The sequence below is a fragment of the Mycobacterium sp. E342 genome, from assembly GCF_001667665.1.
In the GTDB taxonomy this organism is placed as follows: Bacteria; Actinomycetota; Actinomycetes; order Mycobacteriales; family Mycobacteriaceae; genus Mycobacterium.
On sequence record NZ_LZJM01000099.1, the window covers coordinates 1 to 14,325 of the forward strand.

Below are 14,325 nucleotides of genomic sequence, written 5' to 3' on the forward strand. Positions count from 1 at the left end.
TCGTGATTTTACGACGGCATCGACCGTCACTCCGTGTTTGCTACTGATCGCCGCCGATGGCGCCGAGGCGCTCGCTCACCCGAGCCAGCGCCTCGTCGAAGATTTCCACCTTTTCGCCACGCTTTTCGTTGGCCGGCTGGGCGGAGCCGCGGGCGCCTTCGGCCTCCACCCGAGCCGCACCCTGACGCCGCAACAGGCTGAAGTTCTTCTCGCGCGCCTGCCTGAGCCGGCTCTGCAATTGCTTCAGCGACTGCTCGTCCATGCGAGCGAGCGCCTCGGGATGACTCTCGCCGATCAACGAGCTTTCCTGCTGGGTCAGGTTCACATGGTGGTTGCTCACCGTAATTTCATAGCGGTTACCGGACACCACGGCGCGTCGAATGCCTGGCGTCACGCTCAACCGTCACGTCGGGGCCATCCCACGTTCACATCGCCGGGTGTCCTCCCGCTGTCGTCGGGAACCGCTCACCGGACGGGATCCGTTTCGAGCGGTCAGCACTGCGGGTAGCCGGGAAGTCGGGTTCGCGACAAAAATGGATTGATGCCACCTGAACCGGCGTCGCCCCCGCCTAAATCGGCGCCGGGCTGGTACCCCGATCCCTCCGGGGTCGGCCACGGGCTGCAACGGTACTTCGATGGTCTCAACTGGACCAGCGAGTATGCCTTCTCCACCGAGCCGCCGAGGAAAAACCCGCAAGGAAAGGCGGCCCTGGCCCTGGCGGCGCTGGGCGCGATGGTTCTGCTCGCCATCGTCGGCAAGACATGGGCTTTCGACCACACCAAAGACGCCACATCGAGCAATTCGGCCACCGCGGAATCGTCGGCGCCGACCGAGGCGCCACCCTCGACACCGCCCCCTCCCAAGAAGCCGGACGGAGTCACCTTCACGACTGCCCCGGGCCCGAACGGCGACGTGGTCGACGCGCGATTCGCCATTCGTGACAACTACACCGAGCAGATGATCAGAGACGGCGCCCGGTTGGACACCATCGCCATTCTCAAATACGCGAGAGCGACCTATCCCGACGCGTCAGCGGTCAACGTGCAGGGCACCTTCCCGATGACCGACCCGTACGGCAACACCTCGACTCAGGTCGCGATCGACCTCACGTATTCGCGAGCGACGTTGAACAAGATCAACTTCGACGGCATCAGCAAGACCAGCATCTGGGAGATCCGCGACTCCGGCACCGTCCTACCGGCCTTTCAGCAGTAGGTCATAATCGCCTCGTGCCCACCGAACCCCCGCACCCGCCGGCCGCGCCGAAGCCACCTCGGGTACGCATCACTCCCGAGGACGTGGAGCGGTTCGGCGACGAGGAGCAGATGCGCGCGGCGTCGGACGAGGGTCGGCTGCGCGAGGAGCGACCGCCGCATCACGGCTAGCCCGCCGCTGGCCGGACGGCCGGTCGGTCAGCCGGCGGCGATGCGGTCGACGTGGTTGAGGAAGTGCGTCAACACCGCGTCGGGCGCCTCAATTTGTGGCCAGTGTCCGATGTCGTCGGCGAGCATGACGACATTCGGTTCGGGGATCACCTCCTCATAGCGGCGCGCCATGTGGGCACCGGAGTTGGGGTCGACCGGCCCGTCGATCAACCGCATGGGAACCGTGGTCTGTCGCATGGCACGCACCCACCGGTTTCGGTGCGTATAGCGATCGTCGATGAACCGGCCGACCTTGTGCAGCACCCGGCGGCCGTCGTTGTAGTCCAAGATCTGGTTGAAGACCTCCATCATGTGGCGGGTGGGCTTGGTGTTCGGGCCGAACATCTCCCGCAGTGTCGGCTCGAGCAGCCGACGGGACACCGGGCTGTTCTGCACATGACTGAAGACGTCGCCCAACGGGGTGCCGGACATCAGCTTTTGCGCCGTTCTGGGCCTGTAGGCCTCGACGAACATTCCGCCGTTGAGCCAGGTGATCGAGTCGATCCGCAGCGTCCCATAGCTTTGCTGACCGAACTCATGACGAGCCAACAATTCCTGAGCGACGGAATCACCGATGTCGTGAGCCAGGATGTGCGCGTTGCGGATGTTCAGGTGCGCCAGCAAAGCTTCGTGCATGTCGGCGTGGTCCCCCACCGAGTACTGGTAGGCCACCGGCTTTTCGGAGAATCCCATGCCGATCATGTCCGGTGCGATCACGGTGAACCGTTGCGACAGCGTGGGCCAGATCCGCGCCCAGTCAAACGAATTGAACGGATAGCCGTGGATCAGCAGCAGTGGAGGGCCGCTGCCCTCCACGCGGTAGAAGATGTCGAAGCCGAGGTAGTCGAAGTGCTCGCCGGAATCCAGCCAGCGATTCAGTTCAGCGTCCATGACCCTCATCATCCTTCGCCATGCGGCCGTTCGCGCGACAGTCCCTCGTTTACGGCCGGGAACGCACCAGAGCAAAGCATCGGCGGAACCCATTGGTAAGTGGTGCCGCAATACGCCCCATAGGCCGCGGGCCACGAACGTGAAGATTTGCTACACGCGTGTCAAGGCTTTGTTAAGCGGTGAGCCGATCTCCCGGCGAGCGAGCACCGTAGGAGTACCGCGCCACTTCTGCCCGAGCGCGCTGTGAAAGGAAGTATGTGTTCAAGCCTCTCGCGTCCGCAGTGATCCTTGCCGCCTGTGCCGTCGGAGTGGCCGCACCGGCACAGGCCCAGGGCGGATACATCGTGATCGCGGGGTCGGACTCCACCCATGCCGTCGAAGTGACGGTCGGCGGCAGCTCCGCCAGTCCGAGTGACGTCGAGGCGTACGCGGTCAGTCATTGCGCCGAGAGGAACGGCGCAACCGACTGCCACGTTCTCGCCGAGGGCCGGGGCGGCTGTGTAGCCCTGTCGGATAACGGTCACGGCTTGGTCGGCGGCTGGGGTCCCACCCGCAATGCCGCCGGCGCCGCGGCGGCGGCCAAGGTTGTGTCAGGGCAGGCAAATGTCGATGGCACTCGCTGCGTCGTTGACCCAGACCTTGTCGCAACTGCGCGCAACTTCTCGTTCGTGGCCACGCAATAGCGACGCCGCTCAGGCGGTACGGCGATGGGTATCGGTCGACCAGAGATGGCCGCAATCGGAGCACTGCAGGTGCACCAGCGTCCCCTTGTTGCTGAGCAGGTATTGCCAGTGCGTGTCGCAGTTTCGCGTGCTTCGGCAATCGCCACAATGGGCGCGGTGATCGCAGCGCGGGCAGGGCAGCCATGCCCGCCGGCTACGGTCGGCGGTCGGATCAATCGGTAACACGATCCACCGTCCGCGGCGGGAGGACGCCGGCGCGGACCAGCTCCTCGTAGATCCGCTGCTGCTCGGCGTCGAGGCCCGAGTACAGCATGTCGTAGGCCTTCTGTTCCTCGGCGAGCACGGCGACGGGGTCCCAGTCGTCACCTATCGCGTCGAGCACTGCGCTGCGTCGACGCGCCTCGTCGAGGGTCAGGTCATAAGCAAACTCAAGGTCGGCCATCACGCTCCCAGCCGTTAGATAAACAAACGATTGGTTAGGATGACCTCATTTACGCTGATCAAGCTATGACGGCCATCACTATGGCCCGTTGATGTTCGTCACAGTCGGCCCGGGGCTCACCTGTTGCGGCGACGCCTCCCGCGGTTACGCGTTGCCGCGATGATGCGCTGTCGCGTTGCGCTGCAACCGGTTCCAGATCACGGCAAGCCGATGCAATCTTCGAATTGTTCCGTTCTCCCACCGATGTTTACGCGCATCGAGGGGGAATCCTCAAGAGGACCATTCGGGCTGGATACCGGCGATCAAGGCCGGTTCCCGGGCGCGTTAGCGTGTAGTGATGCGCTACCAAGTAAGCGACGCCGACACCGCCGCGCAGGTCGGCAGCGGCGATGTCCCGGTGCTCGCGACGCCACGGCTAATTGCATGGCTGGAAGCGGCCACGGTGCAAGCCGCTGCGCCCTTCATCAGTCCCGGCCAGACGACCGTTGGCACCGCGGTGCGCATCGAGCACCGGCGCGCGACCCACGTAGGCGGCACCGTAGAGGTCACTGCCGAGCCGCTGTCGCCGGTCGACGGGCGACGTCTGACGTTCGAAGTGAAGGCGATCGACGATTCAGGGCAGGTTGTTGCTCGCGGTGAAATCGATCGCGTAATAGTTGACCGGCAAAAGTTCCTCGCCCGGTGAGCCGAGCAGCCGCGCACCATCGCGACGCCTCAGTGACCATGACCGCGCCGCAGTTAAGAACCACCGGTCTCGGCAAGCGACAATTCGCACAGTTCTGATTTCGCCTCGGCGGAGGGGCGCCGCACGTAGACCCACCACGTCAACACTGACCCGATCAGGTAGCACAACAAGAAAAAGCAGAACGCCGTCGTTTCCGAGCCCGTGGTCAGATAGGACTGGCGCAGTGCCAGATTGATCAATACACCGCCGAGCGTGCCGACCGCGGAGACGATTCCGATCACCGCGCCGGACATCGCACGAGCCCAGTGGCGGCGTTCGGCCTCGGCGGCATTCATGGAGTGGCTGCGTGATTCGAAAACCGCGGGGATCATCTTGTACACGGCCCCGTTGCCGATCCCGCACAAGACGAAAAGTGCCATAAAGCCGACGATGTAACCGGTCATGGCGGTGACGCTCAAGGGCCCGGAACGACTGTCGGCGTGCGCGCTCACCTCGATCAGCGCGCCGATGGCAGCGATCATGGCGAACAGAGCTCCCAGGGTGACGGTGCCTCCGCCGAGGCGGTCGGAGAGCCTGCCGCCGTACATCCGGGCCAGCGACGCGAGCAGCGGTCCGAGAAAGGCGACGCGGGCGGCATGCAACGCGGCCTGCAGCGCACCTTGCCCGGTAGCCATGTAGTTCATTTGCAGCACCTGGCCGAAGGCGAACGAAAATCCGATAAATGAGCCGTAGGTCGCGACGTAAAGCATCGCCAGGATCCAGGTGTCACGCTGCACCAGAGCCGCTCGCATGGGTTTGTGCTCACCGCGGGGCAGCTCCACGTTGTCCAGGAACAGTGCCGACCCGAGGGCGGCCAGTGACAACAGCACCAGATAGATCGCGCATATCCAGTAGGGCTGCCGGTTGCCGGCGGTCGCGAGCACTACCAGACCTATGACCTGGATCATCGGCACCCCGATGTTCCCGCCGCCACCGGCAATGCCCAGCGCCGCGCCTTTGAGTCGCTGGGGGTAGAAGACGTTGACGTTGGCGATCGCCGCGGAGAAATTGCCGCCACCCATGCCAGTTAGCGCCGCACACACCAAATACATCCACAACGGCCGACCGGGGTTGGCCAGCAATAGAATCGTGCCAACCGTCGGGATCAACAGCACCAGCGAAGAGAACACCATCCAGTTGCGGCCGCCGAACTTGGCCACCGCCGCCGCGTATGGGATGCGCAGACAGCCACCGACGAGCGTTGCGGTGGCACCCAGCAGAAGCTTGTCGGCCGGCGAAAGGCCGTACACAGAACTGGGCATGAACAACACCATCACCGACCAGATCGACCAGACCGAGTAGCCGACGTGCATCGCGAACACAGACCAGATCAGGTTCCGCCGAGCGACCTTCTTATTGCCGGCCTCCCAAGCCGCGAGGTCCTCGGGATCCCAATTCGAAATGCGTTGCGCCCGGGTCATCGACAATCCCCCAAGAATTCCGTGATCAAAAGCGGCCCACGACGACGCTAAGCACGAAAGCTCCGAGATGACGCACGAGTAGCTGTGAGTTGGCAACCAATTCAGCCCATCAGGCGCAACGACTCACGTGAAATCACCATTGATACAAGACAATTGTTTTTCCATAAGCGAAACTTGTTAATCACCAACGCCTTACAGCCGCGCAGAAGCCGGAGCGCGTCATTCCATACGGTCAGTCGGCAGTCAGGAAAGCATGCGATGGTGACGACCAGAGGTTGCTTTCAAAAGCGGCCGGTCCTTGCCGGCCTATGGCCTTGATCCTCAAGCGGCTCTCGCCGACGCCGGCGCCCAAACTGTGTAGCGACGGCCGTGGGCAGCGTCGGCCGCCATGACGGTCGTCGCGTGAGCAAAACCGAGCCCAGCCAGCCCGCACCCTGGTATGCCCAAGCATCCCGCCTTGCCACTTCAGAGCTGAATTCGGGATTTGGGCACATCCGCGTCCAGCATGACGCGTTGCGGGCTCCCGCGCCGCGGGCCTACCCCGAATGCAAGAGCGGCTGCGGGCACCCCGCGACGCGGTCCCGACATAGCAGGCGTCCTAGAGGGCAACGCTGTCGCGAAGGAGGCCGCCGTGCGCGACGGATTGGCGTAGGCGCCTTCCATTCTGGTCGGCGACTACCTGTTCGGCGTGCCACGTGCTGGAGCCGGCACAACCACGAGAGGAGTTTCCGACGCCTGAACCCTTGACCGATGTCGTCGTCGTATTGCCGGGAGTCACGGGCAGTGTGTTGAGCGATCGCGACGGCTCGGCGATCTGGAAATACGATATCGCAACCTTGGCGCGTGGGATCTTCACCGAATGAAGTTGATTTCTTGTGATAGTCGGTTGAGATAATTGTGGAAAGCCGACAAGCCCTTATCACCTAAGAATTCCTCGAGCCAAATGCTATGCGCCGGGGTGAATTCCTTCTCACGTGCTCAAACCTCAGCCCCGCAGCCGGTCACATCAGACCGGACCAGCGGGCTCTTTCTCGGATTCCTCACCGAGTGCCTTCAAACGTTTCATCAAGTCGGTCCGAGGCTGTCTCCACATGGCGCCTCCGCCGGCCGTCGCCCACGCCGGTTCTGTTTTGTGGTCGTAATGGTCGGGATCCTCACCGATGGCCATCAGGGCATTGCGCACGTGTTGATAGTTGATGGGGATGAATTTGACTGGGCACTGTGTAAACAAGTTGTTTTTGTTATCGTCCTGCTTTTCCCATCCCGGCCCCTCCTCGGGCCCCCAGAAAAACGTCGCGTCGTGCGCGGCGAAATACGCGCCAACCACACCGGAGGGCTGTTGCAACTTCCAGACAACCTTCTGGCCGTCCTGTCCACCTTTCTGCTGGTCTTTCTCCGGCGGTACCAGCGGCAGCACAGTGGCGTATGCGGTGGCGTCGTGGGCAAGCTTCCCCGCTATCTCCAGCAGTCGTTCCGTCGAACGCTCGCGGTTGTCTACGTGGTCAGGGACAACCCACGGGGGAAGGCCGGGGATGAAATCGTACTGATGGCCGAAGCAATCGTCATCACCGACGCCGGAGTAAAGATGCATCCCGAACACCCGTTTGCGATTAGTCCATCGCTCCGTCAAACCAGGCCATGGCGATGCCTCGGCCCCGGCAATTTCTTCGGCAGCGTCTTTACTCTGATGAACCAACATGGGTACAGCCATCTCATTGAATAGGACCTCATTGCCATCGTCGCTTGCGCGGTTCTCGCCGTCGGCCCAATGCCACCGCTTGCTCCTGAACGCAGGGGTGCGCGTGGGATCTTGGGTGAATGTCAACAGTCCGCTGTACCTAAGACTCGCGTCACTATTGTCGCCCTGGAGTAGGCAGGGCCCTCCGACCCAGGCGAAGTGCGGTTCGCCCTTGGCGGAGGTCGAGATGATCGGGTACAGCCGATAGGCGTTGGCGGTGATCAAATCCGCCGCCTCGAGGCTTGTCGCCGGGGCGCACCCGTTTGGTTGGGTGCTGCGGTGCATCGGATTGCCGGGGTAGGGATTCGTCTGAAAGTAGCGTTGCCCGTCGCGCTCGATGACGGCCACCACGCCGAAGGGAGCTTCCTTGAGCCATCTGTAATTGTGGATCCAGAACTCGTAGTGCTGGTACCAGTCCATATCAAACCCGGCCTCGACCAGCTGAGTCTTGAGCTCTTTCTCCAAATCGGGGACGAAACTGGTGTTGTGCTTGAATTTCTTTTCCGTCAGCTTGTCGGTGAGAGTTTCACTCACCGCATCTAGCGCCGCCCGGAATGCGACGGTCCTGTTCTTGATGTAGACGACATTTCCCTGTTGATCGCGGACCACGCCCTGGAAGTTGGCGCAGAACTCGAGGTACTGCGCGAAGAGGTCGCGGATTGAGTACCACACCAGGGCCTCGCCGAACGCCACTTGGGCGGGTGTGCATTCCAAACCGATTCCGAGATCGGGAAATATCCTTTCCCACGGCAAGTAGGAATACCCGCTTGGCGTGTAACCACCGAGGTCCAGATCACCAGTTGCTTTCCCGCCGCTAGCCTCATTCCCGCCGCTAGGGTGCTCGCCGCCGTCGTTGCCTTGGTTCTCCACGGCACCTGCCAGGGAGCCGCGCCGGTGGTGGGGGGCGGTGAACGTATCGACATCGACCGACAAGAGCGACTCAGCAGCCCGCGCCGTCTCGGGGTCAGGCAACGCCGCGTTATTGATATCGTCCTCGGTGCGCTGCGCCATTTTCTTCAGCTCGGCCACTCTGGACGTGACTTCCGTCGCGACCTTGGCCGCGTCATTCTTATCCTTGGGATTCGCGTTGCCCCCGGGCCAAACCACCGTCATATGCTGGAGTGCTTTGATCGCCGTGCTCAGGATGTCCGAGGATCCGGAAAGCTGCGGCGCTTGCAACTGCGTAATGTCGATAGGACCATAATCGAGTTCTGGATCCTTTGGATCAGGCACAGTCGCGGGTGGGGGTTGCGACCACACATCGCTGCTGACTAATTCTTCAAGTGTCTTACCGTCGAGAGCTATCGCCTTGTCTTCCGCCCACTTCAGCTGAGCGGATTGCGCGGGCCGCCCGAAAGCGTGCGCCTTGAACTTCGTCGTCGCGTCTTCGCCGGTGTGTGTTTTGACGTACTGACCCCCAGCCTCAGCGCCCACAAAGGGAAGGGACGCCGCGACTCCCCAACCGCTGGTGAAAACATCCTCAATGCGGATGGTGTGCCTCCTGTAATACCCTTCGACCACCCCGTAGGCCACCAGGTCGAGCTTGCACACGAAGCCCGTGCCATACCACTTGTAGAACTTCGCAAGAGCATCCAGCAACGTCGAGTAGTCGTCATCGGTCTGTGACTTGTCGGCCTTGCAGGCGGCGTCGATCACGGCGTCGTACAGATTCTTGAAGCCCTCCGTCATACAGGAGTAATACTGATTCCAGTCGGGGGTCATCTCCAATGTGACGGACTGCGTCGCTTTGCTCATCCCGACGATCGAAGCCACCGACGACCGCTTGCACGTGTCGTTTGTCTGTTTAACGTAAAACTTCGCCGCGAAATCGGCGATCCCGGCGTTCAATTCCATCGACGCAGAGGTATTCCACCCCCACGTGTCTTGTGACTTGCTGTCAGTACCTCCGGCCAGAAACACAAAGTCATGGGAGGGCGAACCGAGAGACAACAGACCGCGTTCAGCCAGCTTTCTCTCATAAAACGCAGGCTGCGTATCCACCATTACTTCGTTCGTGTCGGCATTGATGGGCGTGCCGATGTGAAGGGAACCGAATTGTTCGGGATACGTGTCCTTCAAGCCTTCGTAGTCACCGTCAGACATTGAATAATCCCCCATTCACTCGCTAGCCCCACACGTAGAGGCAAGCTAACGAGCGTGACGCTACGCCGCCCGGAAAAGGACACAAGGGTAAAAAGTCCCGATCTGAAATCGACACCGGACCCATCTAGTCCGAGGGCCAGGATCACCTCTCGGTAGGGAACTCTCCGTCGACAAGCCCGAAGCCGAATAGGTCGTTGTCGGTGGTGCACCGCGCGTAGGAGCCCTCGGTGGCGAGGGTAGAGGGGCGCCTCCGCCGTTGACAGATCGACGATCTCGTCGATAGTCAGGACCACCTCGCCGCCGCGGTACTTCGGGTTGGTGATCCCCGTTGCCGTTACCCCGTGCGTTCGGCACTCCGCACCAAGACCTGGCCACCACCATCTAGTGGGAATGACACCGTCTGCACGGATTAACTCCTGTTGTCGTATGGAACGCGCCGCTATGCATTCATAATGGTCCCCCCGAAATCGATACACCCATCTACCCTTGAGAAGGCTGGGTGGCCCGCCCGCTTGAGGGGAAAGTGATGGTCTGCACTATCGAGCTGGAGATCGGTGCAGGTTCGCGTCCCAGTGAGTTCGTCACCCGGGTAGTGCACGCCGTGTCGGGCGGCGAACCATCAGCGAGCATGCACCTCGACGTAGATGGGCTACTGCGTAACCGCGATGCGTTGGAGAACACCGTGCTGTTGTCGGCGGTGCCACGGCGACTGGTTCGCTCCGGCGGCGCGGAGCAGCTGCGCCAGGTGGGCCAACAGCTCTTTGAAGCGTTATTCAAGGGCGAGGTGCGAGACGCGTATCGGGCCAGCAAGGGCGCGGCCGCGCAGCAGGGAAAGCCGTTGCGGGTGGTGCTGCGGTTGACCGCGCCGCGGTTAGCGGCGTTGCCCTGGGAGGCGCTGTTCGATCCCGAGATCGAGGCTCACATTTGTCGAAGAGAGCCCCTGGTGCGGCACGTCTCCGCGCCCTACGCTCGTGAGCCAACCGAAGTGGATCCGCCGTTGCATGTATTGGGTGTGGTTGCCTCGCCGCGGGGGATGCCGCGTCTGGATGTCGCGGCTGAGCAGGAGCGTCTGTCTAAGGCGTTGGCCGGGCCGATCAGGGAGGGTCTGGTCGAACTGGAGTGGTTGGTGCAGGCCAGTTGGAAAACAGTCCAAGAAGTGCTGCTGTCCAATCATTGGCATGTACTGCACTTCATCGGCCACGGCGACTACGACGTCACCACCGATCAAGGGATGCTCGCCCTCGTCGGTGAGGATGGTCGGGCGAATCTGGTGGAGGCTGAGCGGCTCGCCGACCTGCTCAACGAAGCGCGCCCGACGCCCCGTCTGGTGGTGCTCAACTCCTGCTCCTCGGGTGAGGAGGGAACCCAGGATCTATTCTCGGGAACCGCCGCCGCGCTGGTACGTAGCGGCATCAGCGCGGTTGCTGCCATGCAGTTCACCATCAGCGACCCCGCCGCGATTGACTTCGCGACCGGTTTTTACACCGCCATCGCCCATGGCCGAAGTGTCGATGACGCGGTCCGCAGCGGTCGAATATCGATCCTGGGCAGGCCGCACACTCTCGAATGGGTCACCCCTGTCCTCTATGTGCGAGGGGATAGCACCCAACTGTTTACCCTCACATCGGCAGCCCGCAAGGGCCGCCTGGAGAAACGGCTGACGCAAGCGCTGCCCATGGCCGCGGTCGCGCAGCCACCCACGACCGCACCGCCAGAAGGCTCACCGACGAGCGCCGTCAAGCAAGGTATCGGTACGTTATTTCGCTCGAAAGTCGAATCAAAGGGGCGGCGGTGGGACTTAAAGACTATTGCGATTACGATCGCGGTTTTTTTGACCACGGTCACAGCGATTACCGCATTGGCATTCCTAATTTGGGGCGGCAAGGAAGGTCCGTCACTCAGCCACGGCCATGTGATGCGACCCGAAGGATGGACCAGTCCCGATATACCCATATATGCCGAGCCAAAGCGGTCATCGAAGGTAGTCGGAAACGTTTCCGCTGGCACTACTGTCTATATTTTTTGTGTCACAAATGGTGAATCCGTGGTGGGGCCACTAGACGGAGTTCCAACGGCGACTAGCCTCTGGAACAAGGTTCGTACCGAAGAGCATGGTCCCAATCGTGGATTTATGCCCGACGCTTGGGTGGACACTGGTGGGTCGAAACCGCGTGCAAATGTTTGTGATCTATGAATCACTCGCCCGCAAGGACCGACGGTGATACCGACGAAATCGTGACATACGCCTACGACCAAACCGGCTAGCTTAGAACAGAACTGAAGACCGTCTCGAAATAGAGCACATGTGAGACGCGCAAGAGAGCGGTGGTTCACCTCCCGTTCTGCCTGGTCGGTATGTCTCAAAACTCCGTCTTATTCAAGGTGTCTCAGAAGACCGTCTCTCAGCGGGTCAGTGAACGGCATCTCGCAACCATCTCAACGATCTCGACGCTTCGGGCGGCAGGTCCCGCACGGCGGGATCGGCTCACGCACGTTGTTAGCGGCCCAGCGTTCGAGGTCGGCCAATTGCGCCGCGCATATTTTCACGTATGGTCCGGTCCACGCACCCTTGTGTGGATTCTGGCCACTGATCGTTCTGCAACCAGCATGGTGCACGCGTGCCGCGCTTGCGCTGTAGTTGCGGGCGATGTTGATCACGTAGCCATTGGGGTGGCCGGTGAGCCACGTCAGATAGCCAGTGTCGTCATCACGGAACTCAACCGGCGTAGGGCTGAGGACGCCAATCTCGGCTTCCCGCGACGATTCTTGATCGACGGGTTCGCCGGCGGGCGACCGCGAAGCATCGGACATCGAGTCTTGGCTGACCGCTGGATCATTCAGGCGCTGCGGGGGAATTACGTCGGTTCGGCCCTGAGCGGCAGCGATGCCCACTACGATCTCATTGCCCGCGGCGGGGTCAACACAGACGTGCATGCCGAGTTCGGTGATCCTGCCGTCTCGCGGATGCCATGCGTGATCTGGATAGGTACGCCCCAGGATTGGGTCGAGTGAGTCGATTGTCGGCTTCCACAGGTTCAGCCAATTCCTGCGTGCACCAACGGTGAAAGAGAGTTCCAGCCTGACGGGTCCAGCCGGAAGCTCCGTTGCGTCTACGACGGAAGCGCGGATCTGCTCTTTAAAAGCGGCAGTCGATGCCGATCCAGTTGTCTTCACGATCAGCACGTCCGTGGACGGTGGCGATACTTCGTGGGCGGCTTCGATCCGCACCAACGACCGCTCGTTGTGCTGCTTCGTGCACCACACCGACACCAAATCGAGATTTCGTAATCGATAGGCGAGTGGATAGGCGTAGTTGTCGAGATCGGCTGCGTCAAGAAGATCACGCGCAGCGGGAAGCCCGACGTCGAGTCGGAGCGCCCATGGGCCGGCGATCCGCGAGGTAGCAAGGAGCGCTTCGGCGTCATCCAGATACGCCCGCAGCCGAACCTGGTCGGGATGGTCGGCTTTGTTCCACGACGCCAGCCGAGGCGCGACTCTCAACTGCAGGGCGTCGTTCTCGGGACGGGCATACCAGCGCATTGCCACAAAATAGCGCGGCCCGCCGACACGTCCTCGAAACCGTGCTAACCGGGTAACTTAGGAGCGAGGTGCGCCGGGTCAGTCACCTTTTTGGGCCGTCCGAACTTGGTGCCGTTGGCCAGCGACTGCTGGCGCTTCAGCTCGGTCCGTTCTTTTGAGACTGGAATAATTATGCGGTCTAGGGTGTTTTTATTCACATGAACAACGCAATGCGGTCTTAACTACTTCGGACAACGCACGCCCGCCGGCCAGTAAGGGTGTGCGCCTTGGCTATACGCGGGTCAGCACCATTGCTCAGACGCTGGAGCAGCAAAACGCCGCGCTTGCGGCTGCCGGCGTGAGCACCTACGTGCATGCCACCCAGGTGGGGTCAGAATTGGGGTCAGACTGCCGTCGAGATTGTGTTTCCCGCCCAACTGACCGGGCGACGCGCCGCCCTGCGTCATAGCCCGACCAGTACAAATACCGATACTGAAGCGGTATCGGTATTGACAATACCCAACCGCCGTACGCAAACCCGCTTTTCGCCAACGACGCCAGCAAAGCGTTACACAGAAGGGGACAGCCATGCCAGCTGGTTCGGCTGAGCTTGGAGCCCCTATGCAGCCCCCACTCCGGCCTTGGACTTACCCGTGTGTCCGGGGCGGCTTGGTGGATGCCTTGACAGTTATCCGGGGCAGCAACCATCCCAGAATCACCATTCCCAGTCCTAGGACCAGCCAGAGCATGGTGTCGACAATGTCGGGCTGCGACCAGGGGGGATGCGGCGCTACGCAACCTAGAAGTAGGAGGGTAATGCCGCCAATGATGAGGTAAGCCTTCGAGGTCGTTGGCGTCCAAGCCGTGGCTATTCCCGCGATTCCGAGGCCGACGCGTGCCGCCACGGCTATCGGGAAAGGGTAATACCACAATACGAGCGTTGTGACGCCACGGACGAAGGACAAGAAACCCATCAACATCAAGATCAGTCCGATCAACCCGGCGGCCACCTGGACGGGTGTAGGTCGGCCCCACGGACGCTTCCGGCCGGACAGCACCTGCGGCGGGCGCGTCTCCCGGGCATCGCTCTCCGCCCGCACGACCGGCGTCCCGATGCCATCCCGAGGAGTGGGCGTGGTGTCGCTCGGTTGGACCCCGGCGGTCGTGCGGTCCGCTGTAATTTCGGCTGACGGTTGCGGCTCCTGCGAGGCAGGCTCCCGCGCGGTCGCGCTTTGTGGTACGTGTTCTGCTGCTGCGGGCTCCACCAAATCGTCAGCTGGAGGAACCGTGGGCGGCGCCGGACTCGATGGATGCTCGAGGACGTGGAACAGCTGCGTGTTTTCGCCGCGCACATACAGCACCGGGGTGACCCATTCGAG

At 61.8% G+C, this 14,325-nt stretch carries 12 protein-coding genes; 5 read left to right on the plus strand and 7 right to left on the minus strand.

Annotation, left to right across the window (positions count from 1 at the left end; genetic code table 11):
* Window positions 1–40 precede the first annotated feature (40 nt).
* The gene (locus tag A5692_RS06740) at window positions 41–394 is read right to left on the minus strand and encodes a hypothetical protein (RefSeq protein ID WP_231984223.1); all 354 of its coding nucleotides are present in this window, start codon (window positions 392–394) and stop codon (window positions 41–43) included.
* A 147-nt stretch (window positions 395–541) separates the two neighbouring features.
* Here A5692_RS06740 and A5692_RS06745 point away from each other — a divergent pair, with 147 nt between their 5' ends.
* Together A5692_RS06745 and A5692_RS29405 are read left to right on the plus strand one after the other, a co-directional pair.
* Window positions 542–1,216 (plus strand): DUF2510 domain-containing protein, encoded by a 675-nt coding sequence (locus A5692_RS06745; protein WP_068053764.1) that lies wholly within the window; start codon window positions 542–544, stop codon window positions 1,214–1,216.
* Window positions 1,217–1,230: 14 nt separating this feature from the next.
* Entirely contained in the window at window positions 1,231–1,386 is a 156-nt protein-coding gene (locus A5692_RS29405) for a hypothetical protein (protein ID WP_197514377.1), read from the plus strand.
* Window positions 1,387–1,413: 27 nt separating this feature from the next.
* Here A5692_RS29405 and A5692_RS06750 read toward each other — a convergent pair whose 3' ends face one another.
* Entirely contained in the window at window positions 1,414–2,316 is a 903-nt protein-coding gene (locus A5692_RS06750; protein WP_068053767.1) for an alpha/beta fold hydrolase, read from the minus strand.
* A gap of 257 nt (window positions 2,317–2,573) precedes the next feature.
* Here A5692_RS06750 and A5692_RS06755 point away from each other — a divergent pair, with 257 nt between their 5' ends.
* A complete protein-coding gene (locus A5692_RS06755; RefSeq protein WP_068053770.1) occupies window positions 2,574–2,999 on the plus strand; it encodes a DUF4189 domain-containing protein in 426 nt (141 codons plus the stop codon).
* A 211-nt stretch (window positions 3,000–3,210) separates the two neighbouring features.
* Here the strand turns inward: A5692_RS06755 and A5692_RS06760 are convergent, their stop codons facing one another.
* Entirely contained in the window at window positions 3,211–3,441 is a 231-nt protein-coding gene (locus tag A5692_RS06760) for a DUF6400 family protein (RefSeq protein ID WP_068053776.1), read from the minus strand.
* Between the two features lie 337 nt (window positions 3,442–3,778).
* Between A5692_RS06760 and A5692_RS06765 the strand changes: the two genes are divergently transcribed.
* Window positions 3,779–4,126, plus strand: a complete 348-nt coding sequence (locus tag A5692_RS06765) for a thioesterase family protein (protein WP_068053778.1) — start codon at window positions 3,779–3,781, stop codon at window positions 4,124–4,126.
* A 53-nt stretch (window positions 4,127–4,179) separates the two neighbouring features.
* On the opposite strand, the gene A5692_RS06770 is transcribed toward A5692_RS06765, so the two are convergent.
* Window positions 4,180–5,586, minus strand: coding sequence for an MFS transporter (locus A5692_RS06770; RefSeq protein ID WP_068053781.1), 1,407 nt, complete (start codon window positions 5,584–5,586; stop codon window positions 4,180–4,182).
* A gap of 1,006 nt (window positions 5,587–6,592) precedes the next feature.
* The gene (locus A5692_RS06775) at window positions 6,593–9,427 is read right to left on the minus strand and encodes a hypothetical protein (RefSeq protein WP_068053784.1); all 2,835 of its coding nucleotides are present in this window, start codon (window positions 9,425–9,427) and stop codon (window positions 6,593–6,595) included.
* A 499-nt stretch (window positions 9,428–9,926) separates the two neighbouring features.
* Here A5692_RS06775 and A5692_RS06780 point away from each other — a divergent pair, with 499 nt between their 5' ends.
* Entirely contained in the window at window positions 9,927–11,621 is a 1,695-nt protein-coding gene (locus A5692_RS06780; protein WP_068053787.1) for a CHAT domain-containing protein, read from the plus strand.
* A 242-nt stretch (window positions 11,622–11,863) separates the two neighbouring features.
* Here A5692_RS06780 and A5692_RS29410 read toward each other — a convergent pair whose 3' ends face one another.
* Together A5692_RS29410 and A5692_RS29715 are read right to left on the minus strand one after the other, a co-directional pair.
* Window positions 11,864–12,967 (minus strand): hypothetical protein, encoded by a 1,104-nt coding sequence (locus tag A5692_RS29410; protein ID WP_197514378.1) that lies wholly within the window; start codon window positions 12,965–12,967, stop codon window positions 11,864–11,866.
* Window positions 12,968–13,593: 626 nt separating this feature from the next.
* A partial coding sequence (locus tag A5692_RS29715) for a DUF4383 domain-containing protein (protein ID WP_231984221.1) occupies window positions 13,594–14,325 on the minus strand: 732 nt, incomplete at its 5' end.